This is a genomic window from Rossellomorea oryzaecorticis (assembly GCF_045897515.1).
Lineage (GTDB): Bacteria > Bacillota > Bacilli > Bacillales > Bacillaceae_B > Rossellomorea > Rossellomorea enclensis.
In genome coordinates this window covers 28,672-44,131 of the sequence record NZ_JBJOSA010000027.1, presented here as the reverse complement: position 1 = coordinate 44,131, position 15,460 = coordinate 28,672, and the positions used below count along the sequence as shown (strand labels likewise).

At 44.7% G+C, this 15,460-nt stretch carries 14 protein-coding genes and 1 riboswitch; of the genes, 2 read left to right on the top strand and 12 right to left on the bottom strand.

Features of this window, described 5'->3' with window-relative positions:
- Positions 1 to 109: 109 nt before the first annotated feature.
- The 5 genes from ACKA06_RS19745 to ACKA06_RS19725 all read right to left on the bottom strand — a co-directional run bounded on the left by ACKA06_RS19745 (position 110) and on the right by ACKA06_RS19725 (position 5,473).
- Positions 110 to 1,219: an ABC transporter permease gene (locus ACKA06_RS19745; protein WP_411160449.1), complete on the bottom strand. Its 1,110-nt coding sequence runs from the start codon at positions 1,217 to 1,219 to the stop codon at positions 110 to 112.
- Positions 1,216 to 2,484 carry an ABC transporter permease gene (locus ACKA06_RS19740; RefSeq protein ID WP_411160448.1) on the bottom strand — a complete coding sequence of 423 codons (1,269 nt, stop codon included), beginning with the start codon at positions 2,482 to 2,484 and terminating at the stop codon, positions 1,216 to 1,218. The genes ACKA06_RS19745 and ACKA06_RS19740 overlap by 4 nt, the downstream gene beginning before the upstream one ends.
- Before the next feature lie 12 nt (positions 2,485 to 2,496).
- Positions 2,497 to 3,429: an ABC transporter ATP-binding protein gene (locus ACKA06_RS19735; RefSeq protein ID WP_411160447.1), complete on the bottom strand. Its 933-nt coding sequence runs from the start codon at positions 3,427 to 3,429 to the stop codon at positions 2,497 to 2,499.
- A 311-nt stretch (positions 3,430 to 3,740) separates the two neighbouring features.
- Positions 3,741 to 4,373: a response regulator transcription factor gene (locus tag ACKA06_RS19730; protein WP_064563331.1), complete on the bottom strand. Its 633-nt coding sequence runs from the start codon at positions 4,371 to 4,373 to the stop codon at positions 3,741 to 3,743.
- On the bottom strand, positions 4,370 to 5,473 hold the full coding sequence (locus ACKA06_RS19725) for a sensor histidine kinase (RefSeq protein ID WP_411160446.1): 1,104 nt from the start codon (positions 5,471 to 5,473) through the stop codon (positions 4,370 to 4,372). Before ACKA06_RS19725 ends, ACKA06_RS19730 begins: the two co-directional genes overlap by 4 nt.
- A 392-nt stretch (positions 5,474 to 5,865) precedes the next feature.
- Between ACKA06_RS19725 and ACKA06_RS19720 the strand changes: the two genes are divergently transcribed.
- The gene (locus ACKA06_RS19720) at positions 5,866 to 6,129 is read left to right on the top strand and encodes a DUF2533 family protein (protein ID WP_197669900.1); all 264 of its coding nucleotides are present in this window, start codon (positions 5,866 to 5,868) and stop codon (positions 6,127 to 6,129) included.
- A 43-nt stretch (positions 6,130 to 6,172) separates the two neighbouring features.
- Here ACKA06_RS19720 and ACKA06_RS19715 read toward each other — a convergent pair whose 3' ends face one another.
- The 3 genes from ACKA06_RS19715 to ACKA06_RS19705 all read right to left on the bottom strand — a co-directional run bounded on the left by ACKA06_RS19715 (position 6,173) and on the right by ACKA06_RS19705 (position 9,458).
- Positions 6,173 to 6,445 (bottom strand): DUF2187 family protein, encoded by a 273-nt coding sequence (locus tag ACKA06_RS19715; RefSeq protein WP_052011218.1) that lies wholly within the window; start codon positions 6,443 to 6,445, stop codon positions 6,173 to 6,175.
- A 133-nt stretch (positions 6,446 to 6,578) separates the two neighbouring features.
- Positions 6,579 to 7,433 carry a phosphotransferase family protein gene (locus ACKA06_RS19710; RefSeq protein WP_411160445.1) on the bottom strand — a complete coding sequence of 285 codons (855 nt, stop codon included), beginning with the start codon at positions 7,431 to 7,433 and terminating at the stop codon, positions 6,579 to 6,581.
- Positions 7,434 to 8,285: 852 nt separating this feature from the next.
- Positions 8,286 to 9,458: an MFS transporter gene (locus tag ACKA06_RS19705; protein ID WP_411160444.1), complete on the bottom strand. Its 1,173-nt coding sequence runs from the start codon at positions 9,456 to 9,458 to the stop codon at positions 8,286 to 8,288.
- Positions 9,459 to 9,726: 268 nt separating this feature from the next.
- Positions 9,727 to 9,831, top strand: a riboswitch (SAM riboswitch).
- Positions 9,832 to 9,915: 84 nt separating this feature from the next.
- Here ACKA06_RS19705 and ACKA06_RS19700 point away from each other — a divergent pair.
- Positions 9,916 to 11,232, top strand: a complete 1,317-nt coding sequence (locus tag ACKA06_RS19700) for a Na+/H+ antiporter NhaC family protein (RefSeq protein WP_411160443.1) — start codon at positions 9,916 to 9,918, stop codon at positions 11,230 to 11,232.
- Positions 11,233 to 11,277: 45 nt separating this feature from the next.
- Here the strand turns inward: ACKA06_RS19700 and ACKA06_RS19695 are convergent, their stop codons facing one another.
- The 4 genes from ACKA06_RS19695 to ACKA06_RS19680 form a co-directional block, all read right to left on the bottom strand.
- Positions 11,278 to 12,036 (bottom strand): (S)-benzoin forming benzil reductase, encoded by a 759-nt coding sequence (locus ACKA06_RS19695; protein WP_411160442.1) that lies wholly within the window; start codon positions 12,034 to 12,036, stop codon positions 11,278 to 11,280.
- Positions 12,037 to 12,105: 69 nt separating this feature from the next.
- A complete protein-coding gene (locus ACKA06_RS19690; RefSeq protein ID WP_411160441.1) occupies positions 12,106 to 12,573 on the bottom strand; it encodes a helix-hairpin-helix domain-containing protein in 468 nt (155 codons plus the stop codon).
- Positions 12,574 to 12,588: 15 nt separating this feature from the next.
- Complete coding sequence (locus tag ACKA06_RS19685; RefSeq protein ID WP_411160440.1) at positions 12,589 to 14,568, bottom strand: ABC transporter permease subunit; 1,980 nt, start codon at positions 14,566 to 14,568, stop codon at positions 12,589 to 12,591.
- 132 nt (positions 14,569 to 14,700) lie between these two features.
- Positions 14,701 to 15,411: an EAL domain-containing protein gene (locus ACKA06_RS19680; RefSeq protein ID WP_411160439.1), complete on the bottom strand. Its 711-nt coding sequence runs from the start codon at positions 15,409 to 15,411 to the stop codon at positions 14,701 to 14,703.
- Positions 15,412 to 15,460 lie beyond the last annotated feature (49 nt).

The window sequence follows — 15,460 nt, the reverse complement described above, 5'->3', positions numbered from 1 at the left end:
CTTCAGCTAACCGTTACTACTGCCTTCACGGCTCGGGACTTGAACCCTGTAGATTGTGCGCATGCCTGGCACACACAGAAGAACAGGCCCCCTCGGGAGCCTGTTCTTTTCATATATGCCTCTTCTCCATCAGATTGATTCCAACGCCGATCATCAGCACACCCATTAATATCAGGATTGCAACGGGAAACATTAATTGTTCTGCACCCCATCCATTAATGGTTGCTCCTTTCAATGCTTCCATACCATAAGTGATCGGCACCACTTTCGACAACGCCAACAATATGTTAGAAGTGACGATTTCAAGCGGCCAGTAAGCCCCGCCGATCATCGCCATGCTTACAGCTACAATCGGGATGACTGCGTTGAAATGCTGAACTTTTTTCACCAGTCCGGTGATCAGCATCGACAGTGCCACAATGGAAAAGACATAAGGAATGAGCAGAAGCAGGACAGTGGTGAATCCGCCATAGAATTCCACATCGGTTATATACCTGAACACGAAGAAGATCAATAGCAGCTGGATATACCCGAGGATAAAGCTGTAAACCAGGTTCCCGGCATACATTTCCCACTTGCGTATCGGCGACAGGATCATCCGGTCCCAGACCCCTTCCCTTTTTTCAAAAAGGATCGTCGCGACATTATAAGCGATCGTGTAGATGACAAAAAACAATGAAAAGCCAAAAAGCGACTGCAGTTTCGGGTCATAGATGAACGTATCGCTGCCTTTGAATGAAGACTGATTGATTGAAAATACCGGGGACGATTCTGCTTCTGAATACCATGAGTCCACCTCTTCTGCATCGATTCCTTTGGAATCTGCAGACACTTTCAATGCTTCCCTATGTGCTATGCTGCCATATGCTTTACCGACTGCCTGCTGCAGCAGGGAAGTCGTGCCGGTTCGGGATGAAGTGATGATATTGAACTCACTTTCTTTTAAAATGATGCCTCCATCCCTTTTCCCTTCACTCACCAGCTCTGTTAACTCCTCCTGTGTCACCTCATGAAAAAGGAAGGCTTCTTCTTGGGACAGCTCCTTAATAACTTGGTCTGTCTTCGCGGATTCACCAGCAACACTGTATGGAATCTGAATTTTATCGACCCCGCCATTACTTGTGAAAAAAGCAAACATCACACAGACCGCTGACATGATGACAAAGAGCCAGGGTTTTCGAAGGAACATTTTCATTTTCGCAAAAAGGATTCCGCTCATTTCGCCATTCCACCTCTCTTCGGGAATAGTAACGCAGCTGCAGTCAGGATAATGAGGGTGAAAATCAGCAGCGTAAGCATTTCACTGTATACGGATGATAACGGGTAGCCCTGGAACAACTTGAAATAGGCTGCCATGCCGGCACCATTCGGTGTGAGTACTCCGACTTTTTGAATAAAGTCTGAGGAGAACATTTCTCCAAAACTCCCGCCGACAAAAGCAAATACCGTGACCGCAACAGTAGAGAAAAAGTTTGAGAATGTCTCAGAATTCGCCCGATAATTTAACGATGTCAACAGTGCCCCGATGCTCCCCACTGCCAGACTGAGTGCAGTCGTCACCAGTAAAAAGGAGCCGATATCAGGCCATGTTACATCAAAAATGATTGCACAGACCCCAAAGAGGATACCCAGCTGCAAAATCGCCAGAATGACCGTGGTCACCAGGATGCTGACAAAGTATTTCCAGACCGGGACGTTCGCCAGTATCATCCGGTCGAATACGTGGTCCTCTTTTTCCTGATAGGCGAATGATCCCATATTGGAGGCAATGTACAAAACAAACATGACGCTCATCCCTACCGCAAAATAAGTCACAGAAGTCAGGGGTTCCCGGTCTTCCACATTTGACACCGTCCCCTTTACCCCGGTATCCATTGTGTCTGTACTAAGAGCGGTCTCACTGGACCTGCCGATGACCGCGGATAGCGAGTATTGCTTCTGAAAACTCACCAATAAATCTTCTACTAGATTGGAGGTCAGTTCTTTTCCTTCGTTCCGGTAAAGCTTGAGCTGCGGAGTCTGTTCTCCTTCGAGGAACATAGAAGAAAGACTCTGAAGCGTGAATCCCTCTGGAATTTCGATGATGGCAGAGTAGGAATCGTCCTCTTTCGTCTTTGCCAGGTCACCCGGCTCCACCTCATCGACGGATATATATTTTTTCAGTTCCGGCCTCTTTAATACCTCACTCTTTAACAGTTCAACCGGCATTAGCCTTCTGGCAGATTGAGAGACGGCTTCCCTTGCTTCCGGGGGAAGGGTGGAGGTTTCCAGTTTCTTTTCAAAATCTTTTAGTTCCTGTGCGCTGTCCCCGTGTTCAATGATCGCTACTTTTGCTTTCACGCTCACATCTTCCCCGTTCATCACGCTGCCGAGGGCGAATCCGAGAATCGTGATCAGGATGAGCGGCATCCCGATCAGAATAAGCAGGACCTGTGGATTCCGGATCATCATGAGAAGTTGTTTTTTTATGAATTGGACAATCATCTCTTACCCCTCCTAATCCCTCAATGCTCTTCCTGTGAGATGCAGGAATACATCTTCCAGGGTCGGTGTCTGCCGGTCGATCGTGACAATGATGGCTTCCGTTTCATCAGCGATTTGAAAGATCTGATTGAATGGGTGCACTTCTTTCGGAATGACGACCGTGACCGTTTTCTCATGGGAGGTGACGGACTTGAAGACTGCAAGTTCTTTCAGCTTTTCCACAAATGCCGGCGAATTCTTATCCAGCTTGATGAGAATGGTAGATTCAGAAGAAAGGATAGACTTGATTTCATCTTTTGTTCCAGAAGCGATAATGGTGCCTTTATCCATGATATAAATACGGTCACACAGGAACTCCACCTCTTCCATGTAATGACTGGTGTATAAGATCGTCATGTTTTTTTCCTTATTCAGCCTTTTTACCTCTTCCAGGATATAATTTCTGGATTGTGGATCGATTCCCACCGTCGGTTCATCCATGATGAGGATTTCAGGGTCATGCAGGAGTGCCACCCCTATATTAAGTCTTCTCTTCATTCCTCCAGAGAACGTCTTTACAACATCGTTCTGGCGGTCTGTCAGACCGATCTGCTCTAAAATGTCCTTTATTTTCCCCTTTAATTCCCTGCCGCTCAGACGGTGGATCTTTCCGAAGAATTCAAGGTTCTCTTTAGCCGTTAAATCGGTGTATAATGCAATCTCCTGAGGGACCACCCCCAGTACCTTTCTCAGCTTACCCGTCTCTTGAAGGATGCTGTCATTATGCAGTCTTACATCTCCTTCTGTCGGGGAAATGAGTGAAGAAACCATGGAAATCGTCGTTGATTTCCCGGCTCCGTTTGGCCCGAGAAGCCCCACTGTTTCTCCTTTCTCCAAAAAGAGATTCACACTGTCCACCGCTTTATTTTTCTTGAAACGTTTTGAAAGGTTCACCACTTCCAGCATCAAATCAGCCCCTCTGTCCTTTATACTCTTATTGTATTTCGTATAATTAAATCCTCACACTTACCTCTGTCACTACTTTGCCTGAATCGGTATGACCTCCGTCACTTTTTAAGAAAAGTTCTTTTGCATACTTTGTTGTTTTACACATGGTATTTTCAGCTTGTCTGTCCTATTATTGTTGGAACTTGAGTTCGAAAAGAGCACGTCCTCAAGCTATATTCAGGCTGCAATCAAATTTTTGAAAAGCAACAACCTTTTAGAAAACAACCTTCAAAAAGCGCAAAAAAATGACCGGCCCATGATCGGGTCAGTCAGGCGATGTCATGTTTGACTGCATATATAGCCAGCTGTGTCCGGTCCCGGAGTTCCAGTTTCTGAAGAATCTGGGTCAGGTGATTTTTTACGGTGCCGACGGATAAATGAAGCTCACCGGCTATCTCTTTATTTGTCCTCCCCTGGCCCACCAGCCGGGTAATCGATAGCTCCCTTTCGGTTAAAGGATGATCTGCTTCAGGGTTTTTCTTACGGGACAGCAGTTTAGGAACCACTTTCGCTGCCACTTCATCCTGCAGGCTCATGCCGCCTTTCAAGCAGCTGTGTATGGAACCGATCAGCTTATCCCCTTGAGAGGTTTTCAGCAGGAATCCGTTCGCTCCTTCTTTTAACGCCTGCAATGCATATTCATCATCATTGAAAGTGGTCAAAATAAGGATCTTCACCTGTGGCCATTGTCTTTTTATGAGCCGGGTCGCTTCCAGTCCATTCATTTCAGGCATGCGGATATCCATGACAACCAAATCAATGACATGAATACCCATTTGATCGACGGCTTCACATCCGTTTTCAGCTTCGGCAACGACCCTTAACGCGTCGTCCTGTTCAATCATCATTTTCAGACCCTGCCTTACGATCCCCTGGTCTTCAACCAATAAGATCCTCTTCATGCCGTAGCCACCTCTTCCAACGGGAACGCCCCTCTCAGTATGAATTCTTTATCTGTTTGATGGATTTCAAGCTTGCCGCCAAGCTCCTCCACCCGTTCTTGCATATTGGTTAATCCGAAGCCCATTTGGAAGGGACGGACATCATCGAGTTGATTGGTGATTTTAAAATGGAGATGCCCGAGCGCCGTCTTGCCGAGCATCACCTTCACTTCCTTAACGGAACTGTGTTTCATGGCATTCGTTATCCCTTCCTGAATGCAGCGGTACACCGCAATATTCTGTTTGTTCGACAGCCGGGTTGAGAGCACCCCCTGCTGGGTCGTCAGCTCAACCATGACGGCACTTTCCGATTCCAGTTTCCTGATCAACTGGATGACAGATTGGATTCCTTCGATTTCCCCTTCTTTAAGCGCCTTCACCGCTTCCCTTGTTTCATCCAGGCTGTCTGCGGCAAGGTTTTTTATTTCTTTGAAAAGGGAACGGCCATGCTGAATGGATAACATCTCGATTTTCATCAGGAGTGCCGTCAAATTGTGACCGACAGAATCATGGATTTCCCTTGCAATCCTCGTCCTTTCCTCGGCTTTTGAATTCCGCTCCGTAACATACAGCACTCTTTTCAGCTTCCTGTATTCTCCTAGCAGCTGATCATAAAGATTTCTTTGTTCCTTCAAATCATGACTCCCCTCATTCACTTTCCATGTCATAAAGAAGAACATGGCGAAGAAAGGGATGACAGCAGGTGTATAGGAATCCCCAAAAAGAAAAGCTTCAATCCCAAAGAAAAGAATGCCACTATACATGAACATCCGGTATGTTCCGGGAAGAAGCTGGATGCTTGCTTCAAGATGGAAATAACAGAAGATGCACCAGGCCAGCAGCGGTTCCGGGCTCACTAAGCTTGAAATCAGAAGCAGCAGGGTCTGGCATATGTAAAGGAAAAGCCTGCTCCTTGAAACAGGTGTGATGAAGAAGAGTGCAAATGAAAGAGAACAGATCAACATCAACACAATCATCGAAATGGAATTTTGAGAAGAATCGTAGATATACGTCCCCCAAAGCACGCTCAGAAAAATTGTCCGTACGATAATAGCTGCCAACAAGACTCCCCCTTCCCCTCACTTACTTTGAAACTACTAAAACAACAGGTTCAAGTCAATAACATAATTGGTATATTTCAGTGCGGGTTGGCGGATTTTCATTCATATTCGTCCTGAATGCCAGATATACCTATCTAATGATTGATTGAGGAAACTGTTTGTTTTAGTTCGTTCCAGCAGTTGATTGGAGTGCAAGACGCAGACTCCTGCGGGAAAAGCGGTGCTGGTGAGACCCCGCAGGAGCACAGCGACGAGGAGGCTCACCGCCCGCCCGCGGAAAGCGAAGTCTTGCACGGAAATCAACTGCGTTGTATAAAACCGGCATTGCCAATTCCATCAGATAAAAGCATAATAAAGACATAGAAAATTAACGGACTGAGAGGAATGAGACCATGAGTGTACATAAAGACATCACTAAACATTCAACCAGGCAAAACCAGCTTGTACAAAAGTTTATGAAACTGGACGAAGAACGGGAGATGGCGATCGATGAAGCGGTGAAGCTTTGTCAGGCCGGCGAGGCTTTTACGACAGACCGGATCAACGAGGCAACCCGGGAAATCAACACCCTTGCACGACAGGGAGTCGTTCCGCAGAGGAAAACAGTGACCGTTGAAATGGTCGAGGAGTATGCAGCAAGGCTGAATAAACAATAAAGAAAAGGCTGACCCCGCAGATTCGGGGTCAGCCTTCTTCTTATTATGCTTTTAACGCACTGTTCCAGCCGTCATAAACGAATACCGGCTGTTTGTCATTCTCTGCTCTTTCGACGATGACGTAATTTTTATGGGCGACAACCGTCTGGTTATCTGGAAGATCCAGTTTCTTGGCAGTCTCATTATCTACTTTAATGATGACGGTGTTTTCTCTTAAAGTGGTCACCACTCCGTTTACTATATGCTTCTTACGTTTGAATTCAATTTTATCTCCAAGGTTTGCATAATTTTTCGAGTACACGAAGTTGTTATTCATTTGAATTGTCTCCTTTTATAATTAGTGGTCTATGGCTCGATCTATTTAAGTTGATTGATTATAATTTTCTTACCGTATTTGTACCACTTGTTGAGAAAATTCAAACCTTTTCTGATAAAATTTTTTCCGAAAACTATTTTCTATACCCTGCCAGTCCACTTTCAAAAGCTTGCCTGTCTCCGTTTTCCGCCCCAAACAATGCTTCCTGCAGTGCAAACGTACTCTTGTAAAAATGGATTCTCTCTTGAAATGAAATTATTTCAGGATAATGAGGAATCATCATATTCATAAATTCTTCACCATAGCTCGCTAATATCCCCGCCACATCATAGGCAGGGTCCCCGATACCGGCCCCGCCGAAGTCGATGATGCCGGATACCCTCTCATTCTCCCATAGAATATTCGAGCATCCGAAATCCCCGTGCACGATACTTGCTTCCGCAGATTGAAAGGACCTGAAATAAGCAGTAAAGCGCTTTTCCGTTTCTTCAATCGCCTCCTGTTTCATGAACGGAAATACCTTTGTCTCCAGCCTTCTATACAAATCTTCCATTTCTTCAACGACCGGATTCTGTTGAGCCGGGCTGAGTACAGTGTCCGCGGGAATGCTGTGCAGTTCTTTAAGGAATACAGCCAGGTCCCCTGCTGCCTGCCGCCTCCCTGTATCATCAAGGCCTGTCATCTCTTCTCTCCATAATGGAGATCCGGGTAAAAGGCGGTAAGCTGTAAAAACCTGTCCCGGTTCTTCCGGTTGAAAGGATTGAAATTCCGGCTTCGGTACAGGGATGGAGAGCTTTGGTGAGACACTCTCCAGAATCACTGTCTCTTTCTTCAGCTGTTCGATCCCCCCTTTATACTTTGGAAACCGGAAAACCCATTCGTCATTGATGATCAACACATCATTATTCTGACCTTGTTCATTTTTAGAGTAATGGTGGATGATGAAGTTCGGTATCTTCTCTTTAATAAGATTGATTTTATCTTGCATATTCTTCTCCTCTTCCTGACACATTTATCATTTTCCTTATCTATTAATTTGATGTCACTTCGTTAAATACCTTTTCTGCTATAAAAAAGACGCTCTCCGTTCAGTAACGGGTTCGGTTTTCGAGTACAAAAACTTGATTCGCCCGTAATTTAGCAGTCCAATTCGTAACTATATTGGACTGCTTCTTTTTGTTGATATCAAGGTTTTCAATGATCTTATAAGAGTTTTAGCACCCGAATTCGCACTCCTTTTAGCAAGGTGACAGAAGTTATTGGCAACGTGTGTATTCGAGTGCTTATTGATATACAAATCAAGGCCTATTCAACTAACGGGGCAGTTTTGTCTAATTTTAGATTTTGGGGAAAATGATGTTTGTTAAAGTAAACCAGCAATAAAGCATGCTGCTTAGATGATTCTATTTTGGCGGTAAATTTATAAGCGGAGAAATTCCGTCTAAGGCAGCTGGAGGAGGGTTAAAACGCTGAAATAAGGGGAGAAGTTCCGCTTAACTGCTCAATATGTAACAATATTTAATGGATATTTTACTATAAGCGGAAAAACTCCGGCTATTATTCGTGAAATAGCCGCATTTTTCGATTTAAACGGAATTCTTCCACTAATTTTCAAACGCCAGGGAACCGGCTCTCCTTGTTCTACATAAGGGTGCTAATTATTAATAAAGAATGATGATAAAAAAGCTCGAAACATAATGGCTTCGAGCTTTTTTACGTGCTCATTTCACTGCTAAAGTGTCTACTAATTGAACTGGAAATTACCGTGCGAAAGCACTGCTAATTCAAATGGTGTACTTCAAAACCGAACCCGTTACCGTTTCAGGGAACGTCTTTCTCCTTAATAAGCCAGTGCCTGCTTCTTTTCTTCTTTCATCAAGACAAAGCAAAGGAGGATGCCGATCATGGACAGGAAGGCGAAGAATAGATACACGGCGTAGATGGAGAAGGTCTCCAGGATAAAGCCTCCCACAAACGTGCTGAACCAGTTGCCGAGTCCGTTTCCGATCGCCGAATAAATCGTGACGGCCGTTGCGGTGATGTGAGCGGGCGTAATTTCCCGGATATAACGGAGGCCTGCCGGGACGAACAAACCGATCGCAAGACCCTGCATGACAGCAGAGCTGTATACAAGCCACAGGCTCGGTTCAGTGAAATAAAAGAGCCAGCGGATCATGGAGGCAGCTCCTGCGAGGGCCGCGACCGACAAAAGTCCGAACCTGTCGATCCAGCTGCCTGCGATTCTCATGAACGGAACTTCCGATAATACAGCAATCAAGAATGCGAGCCCTATCCCTGCATATGTCCCGCCCGAATCTTCGACGAATAATCCGAAGTATGTATTATTGGCGAGATTCGGTCCGAATACCATGAAGGTGACGACCAGGAATATGAGGAATTTTTTCAGTCCGAACAATTCTTTCATACCCGCTTTCAAATCGAGCTTGGCCGAGGCTCGTTCCTTTGGGAACCGGAAAGCAAGTACAGCCGACAGCACCAGACATATGAAGAATGTATAGAAAATGATAGTCGGGCCGATGAACCCTTCGGACAGTTTTCCCATCACATATACCGCGACACCAAAGCCCAATGAACCAAATAATCGTATATTTCCATAATTATATTTCACTTTACTCGTATATTTCAGGCTGATACTGTCAGAAACGGGTATGATCGCGCTCTGGAAAACAGCGACAAGGATGGCTGTCAGGAGAATCCCGTAATACAGGTCAGTCACCAGGTATCCCAGTGCAAAAATCCCCGCAACAAGTGACGTAAAAGAGAGTACCTGGGTCGGACGGTTTGTCGTGTCGCTCACCATCCCCCAGACCGGCTGAAAGAAGATCATCATGATGGGTCCGATCGACATGATGGTCCCGATCTGGTAGCCATTCAAACCGACACTTTCACTTAAATAGACGCTTAACAGCGGGTATAGACTGCCCACCCCAAAAAAAGTCAAAAAATAAAAGCCTTGCAAAGTAAAGACTTGATTACGCACCGTTTTTTCCACTTCCGTATCCCCCAGATGTTTTTTTATCCCTATAATACTAGACCTATTTTAGAAGATTGTAAATCCTTTTTATGGATAAAAAAAGACCCTGCGTCTTTCGTCCATTATAAAGGATCCTGTTAGCATAGGGCTTCCCCGGATTGGATCGAATGGACTGGAAATCTTTTATAGTCCCATTAAAAGAATACGGACAAATTTACGTTTGACTTTTTCTCTTAAACGCCTTAAAGTATGTAAGTATAATTTTTAAATGAATATAAACGTATTCTTCTTATCCAGAGAGACGGAGGGACTGGCCCTGTGATGTCTCGGCAGCGGACTCATTTTGAGTGCTGTGCCACATCCAGCAAGCATGATGCTTGAAAGATAAGGGGAGAGTTTCTTTTAATGGAAACCTCTTCTTACCCAAGAAGAGGTTTTTTATTTTCCAACACCATATGCCAAAGGAGTTGTTCAAATGTTTAACGAAAAAGGAAATTTTCTGGCGTTACTGCCATTAGTCATATTTGTTGCACTGTTTCTCGGTGCGGGAATCATTTCAGGTGATTTCTACGCATTCCCGGTACTCGTTTCCATTATTATCGCAGCCGTAGCGGCACTGCTTATGAACCGTAAAGAGTCACTGAATGCAAAAGTGGAACGCTTCGCCAAAGGGGCGGGACACCCTGATATCATGATCATGGTGTTCATCTTCCTATTAGCAGGGGCATTCTCCGGAGTCGCTGAAAAAATGGGTGCCGTTGATTCAACGGTGAACCTGGCTTTATCTGTACTTCCGGAAAATTTGATTATCGTTGGTTTGTTCATCATTGCAGCATTTGTTTCATTATCCATGGGGACCTCAATGGGTACGATCGCAGCGCTTGCGCCGATCGGTGTGGGAATCAGCAACGGCACTGACATCAGCATGCCTATTGCCATGGCAACAGTCATCGGGGGTGCGATGTTCGGTGATAACCTCTCCTTCATTTCCGATACAACAATCGCGGCAGTGCGCACGCAGAAAACAGAAATGAAAGATAAGTTCAAAGTGAATTTCTTCATCGTCCTGCCTGCTGCCATCCTGACGATGCTCATCTTGTTCTTTATCACGGCAGGCAATCAGTCTGCGGTTGAGGCAGGAACGTATGACTGGGTGAAGATCCTCCCTTATCTCGGTGTCATCATCGGGGCATTGGCAGGACTAAATGTGTTCGTGGTGTTATTCGGAGGCATCGTTCTTTCAGGCATCATCGGGTTAGCCGATGGAAGCTTTACCCTTTCGAGCTATTTTGGAAGCGTCGCTGACGGAATGACAGGTATGGCAGAAATCGTCATTCTTTCCGTCCTGATCGGAGGCGTTGTAGAACTGATCCGGTATAACGGCGGCATTCAGGCGCTGCTTTATCTTGCAACACGCAAGATCCGCTCGCCAAAAGGAGCCCAGCTTGCAACTGCAGGACTTGTAAGCTCAACAAATCTTTGCACTGCGAATAATACAATCTCTATCATCATTGCGGGTCCGCTTGCGAAAGAAATCGGTGATAATTACGGTGTCGACGCACGTAAATCGGCAAGTATTCTCGATATCTTCTCCTGCTCCGTGCAAGGCCTGATCCCTTATGGAGCCCAGGCGCTGCTCGTCGCAGAAACAGCGGGAATCTCTCCACTGAGCATCATTGCATATGCTTTCTATCCGATCCTGACAGCAGTATGCGGATTGGCTGCGATCCGCTTTGCGCTGCCGAAGTTCACGCGGGCAAAAGCGCCAAAGGCAAGCACAGCACGCTCATAATATAAAAAGAGACAAAACCGATTAAGGATTTGTCTCTTTTTCTTTTTATAACAAGTCATTCACGTGATACAATTTGCCGGACTCCACGTCTTTTTCCGTTACAAGATCCACAAGGGCGCCAGCTACTGTATCCGCACCCCTCAGCATCCCCTGCTCCTTGTATCGCTTGAAGTTTTCTACATCTGCGAAAGCTTCTTCAGAAGAAGAACGGATGGTGCCCTGCATATCCGTGTCCATCACTCCCGGACTGAACGCAATCACTTTGTGGCGGCTGCCCATTTTTGAAAGTTCAAGACTGACGGTTTCGGTCAGCATATTGATGCCGGCCTTCGTGGAACAATAGGTACTCCACCCATAGACTGGCCTGCTCCCCGCCCCGGAACTCACATTGACCATGATCAGCTTGCTTCTATCAGATTCTTGCAAGGCTTTCAGCATTTCATTTGTAACAATCATGGGGGACAGCAGATTGACATTCACGCTTGTCTCAAGATCGGCATTCTCCACCTGCCCCGATGGATTGATAGGTGTCACCACTCCGGCGTTTTGAATCAAAAAGACTCGTTCGGCGTTGGCTTCCAATACTTTTTCTCCTGCCTTCTTCGCTGCCTTCCCGGTTTCATCGGGATTGGAAAGATCGCATCGCACGAACTCATAGGAGACTCCTTCTCCTTCACACATCGATTTTAGTGCCTCATTATCCGATCTTGAAATATTGATCAGTGAAATCCCCTTTTCAATGAAGAGCTTTGCGATTGACTCCCCAAGTCCCCTGGTGGCACCCGTTACGATTGCATAATCCATCCTATCCTCTCCTTTCTTATATGAATTGATTATATAGGAGAATAGGTGAATCAAGAAAGTTTTTCGTCCTTACCGCTTCTCGTCCCAAGCCTTTGTCGGACGGTCAGTGGGATAGCCGTGTTCAGCCCTGTATGCTTTTCTTTCAGCGGTGAAGTCCCACCAATTCTTTTCACTGTCAGGATGCCGGGCATGGTGGACAACACAACGTAAGGAATCTTCTACACAGGGATCCATCCACACTCCGTATTTTTTCTCGAGTGCGATAATGAGGTCTTCCCCTTTTTCATCCTTGATCTCTTCAAATGTATGAAACTGCAAATCTTCGACGACGTTATGGGCCATGTTCGGACCGATGGAAGGAATCTGCTGGAAATTGGACATCCCGACCAGATATCGAGCTCTTTCAAGCGGGATCCCCAGTCTTTCACCCAGTTCTTCCGGGGAATATGTGTTGATTTCCTTCAATCTTATTTTTTCCCGGCGCAAGGAACTTCTTTCTTCATCCGTCAAAGGAAGCTTCGGACTCTTAGCGCTCATTTTTCACAACTCCTTTTACCCTTTAAAAGTCTGATGATTCGTCAATTTGAAATCCTCCATGACCGGTTGGTACTCTTTCCTTTTCACACGCTTCTTTTTGCTCTTGATCGGTGTGTTGTTTACGAGTACGCCGACCTTCTTCTGCTGAATTTCCTTCACTCCCTGGACGATGAGCTGCATCGCGATGATAGCGATCATGAAAGCAAAAAGCGGGGCAAGTACGACCCAGTATTTACCCGTCATCAGTGAATACCTTGCAGAGCTTATCAGCCCTGACCACTCAAAGGTACCGGTCTTAGGCGGGTCAGGCATGTCGCCGCGCGTGATGATCGTTCCTCCCAAGAATAAGTGAAATAAACCTAGGTGAACTAATATGAGCAGCGTCTGAATGAATTGATGGCCGAAAATAATGAATAGCCGAGGTGCCAAATGGGGGAATAAATGGGTCCACAGCAAATGCTTATTACTTCCTCCAAGCAGCTTGGCAGAAAGAACAAAGTCTTTCTTTCCTATCAACTTCAATTCATTCCCGATAAGCACGGTGGTTAAGGGTAATACCAGTATCGTCAGCAGGATAGCTTCAAAAATCAGCCGTTCAAATATTGAATTTTGAAATCCCTGAGCAGGAGAACCCCATAATACGGGTCTCAGCAATAAATAAGCAATCAAACTCAAAGGAAGGAAATGGATGGAATCCACCATCCGGTCCAGCCAGTTTTTCCGGTATTCTTTTAAATGAAAGTGATACACCACACCAAGGTAGAACCCTCCTACGACCCTTAAAAACGCAACGATCAACGCAAATAAAAGTGTATATTTAGCCCCCACAATCATTTGATCCATGATGCTGTATCCAAAAAAATCAGATCCTAAAATCATCTCTTTGGATGGAGGATGCGGCGGTGCTGAGATAATCCGCCCTTCATCATTTTTCATGTAATTAATAAAGTTGATAGGTTTTTCTTTAAACAGCGGAAATATGAAACTATACGCGATCATGATAAAAATCATGCTGAATCCGGCTGCAAACTTAGGGTTATGCATATGCTGCCACCATAACTTTCTGAGGGTGGCAGCCCATACCCATATTCTCCATTCCCGAAAGTGATTGCGGTCTTTCTTATATTTAGTAAGGTCTTCCCCGCTTCCATCATTCACCCACAGATATACTCCTTGATATATGACAAAGAATGGGGTGAAAATGAGTAATAGGGAGACTGCAATGACAATCGGCCTGAAATCATCAGTGATGAAGTACGTTATTCCTCTCGTATTAAAAATTGTTTCGATGATGAACAAACTTGAGAGCATGCCCCAGATAATGATTTTTCCATGATAAAAAAAGCTCGGTGACACATTTTTCATTACATGTGAACGGAATATTTTCCATTTTGATAACCCTTTGCTTTGTGCGAATTCAATATGGGGTTTCATAAATTCCTCTTCTGTAATTAAAAGAAGAATCCGAAAAAAAGAGATCATCGGTATGACAGCGAGAGTAATCATCGGGGCAAGATATACCGTCTCTTCCCCGTAAGCGGTAAATAGCATTAACTCAACACCGAATTTTTTGAATATAAAAACAATGAATAATTGGAGAAGAAAAGCAAACATCAGATCCGGAACAGTTTCAAGCAGATTTAGAAGCTTCTTGATCGGTTCAGTCAACCAGCGGGGCAGAAAGACGGTAATCAAATTTAAAATTAGTGCAAGCCCGAGACCTATGGCCAAAGCTCCCCCCAAAATCTTTAAGGAGTATAGGTATGGCGTCCATAGAAATTCCAACAGCTCAACAGGTTGATTCTTGTAATAATAAATCCAATTCTCCGGCTCAATGAAATAAAATATAAACTTGATGAATTCTTCGAAGTAACCTATGAAGTTATACACTCCTCGCTCACTGAATGCTTGAGGAGCTATACTAACAGCCAAAATACCCATCAAACCAAGAAAATAATAAAATATCATTTTCATCGGAAACTTCAAAACCCTCATAATAATCCCCTTTTTCCTTTTTCTTCAGTTTAAAGGAAGCTGTAAATTTTTTCAATTTCATTTCAATTAAAACAATTTCATTTCATATGAAGTTTCCGTTCCCCGACAACTCCTATTCAAGCCTTTTTGTTATTATGCAAGCAGCTTACTCGGCTTCCCGAGAAAATATCCCTGCCCAATGGTAATGCCAAGTTCTTTGGCTGCCAGCATATCTTCTTCCTTTTCAATTCCTTCCAAAATAATGATTGCATCATTTCCGTAAAATTGTTGAAAGAAAGAGATGAATCTCTGTTTCCTTTTACTCCAGGCAAGCTCTTTGGCAAAATACCGATCAAGCTTGATGATATCGGGTTCAAATTCGATGGACTTCTTTATCGAGGCCGTCCCTTGTCCGAAATCATCAATAGCATATAAAACATCGTATCGTTTAAGGCTTTTCAGCGTTCTCAACAATAAAGGGTTCTGCCAAAGTTCGTCCGGAGTCGATTCATTCAATTCCAGGATCAACCGGCCGCGTGCTCCGGGGTATGTTTCCATGAGATGATCGAAGTAAGTGTGGAAGCTTGGATGTAAAAGTGTCGTCACATAGACATTCACGAATAGCTTCCCGCTTCCATTGTGATGACCGAGAAAACCCTCGATTGCCTTTGTGATCGACAAGGTATCCAGCTTATATAAGATGTTCGCCCTCATCGCTGTCTGGAAAAGCGTTTCAGGATTTTCCTTATGGGTATTCCTCATCAGCGCCTCATATCCATAAAGCGACGGGGTATGCCCCATCGTGAATAACGGCTGATAATCATGATAGATATAGTCATTTTGAAAAATCGTAAAAATATTCATAAATCCCCTGTACTTTCTTTGTTAAGAGTTTTTGGACGTTTGAACGGCA

What these genes read in the sequence shown, in the direction of transcription:
- ACKA06_RS19745 (WP_411160449.1), bottom strand. Translation starts at nt 1,219, where the DNA reads ATGAGCGGAATCCTTTTTGCGAAAATGAAAATGTTCCTTCGAAAACCC.
- ACKA06_RS19740 (WP_411160448.1), bottom strand. Translation starts at nt 2,484, where the DNA reads ATGATTGTCCAATTCATAAAAAAACAACTTCTCATGATGATCCGGAAT.
- ACKA06_RS19735 (WP_411160447.1), bottom strand. Translation starts at nt 3,429, where the DNA reads ATGCTGGAAGTGGTGAACCTTTCAAAACGTTTCAAGAAAAATAAAGCG.
- ACKA06_RS19730 (WP_064563331.1), bottom strand. Translation starts at nt 4,373, where the DNA reads ATGAAGAGGATCTTATTGGTTGAAGACCAGGGGATCGTAAGGCAGGGT.
- ACKA06_RS19720 (WP_197669900.1), top strand. Translation starts at nt 5,866, where the DNA reads ATGAGTGTACATAAAGACATCACTAAACATTCAACCAGGCAAAACCAG.
- ACKA06_RS19715 (WP_052011218.1), bottom strand. Translation starts at nt 6,445, where the DNA reads ATGAATAACAACTTCGTGTACTCGAAAAATTATGCAAACCTTGGAGAT.
- ACKA06_RS19710 (WP_411160445.1), bottom strand. Translation starts at nt 7,433, where the DNA reads ATGCAAGATAAAATCAATCTTATTAAAGAGAAGATACCGAACTTCATC.
- ACKA06_RS19700 (WP_411160443.1), top strand. Translation starts at nt 9,916, where the DNA reads ATGTTTAACGAAAAAGGAAATTTTCTGGCGTTACTGCCATTAGTCATA.
- ACKA06_RS19695 (WP_411160442.1), bottom strand. Translation starts at nt 12,036, where the DNA reads ATGGATTATGCAATCGTAACGGGTGCCACCAGGGGACTTGGGGAGTCA.
- ACKA06_RS19690 (WP_411160441.1), bottom strand. Translation starts at nt 12,573, where the DNA reads ATGAGCGCTAAGAGTCCGAAGCTTCCTTTGACGGATGAAGAAAGAAGT.
- ACKA06_RS19685 (WP_411160440.1), bottom strand. Translation starts at nt 14,568, where the DNA reads ATGAGGGTTTTGAAGTTTCCGATGAAAATGATATTTTATTATTTTCTT.
- ACKA06_RS19680 (WP_411160439.1), bottom strand. Translation starts at nt 15,411, where the DNA reads ATGAATATTTTTACGATTTTTCAAAATGACTATATCTATCATGATTAT.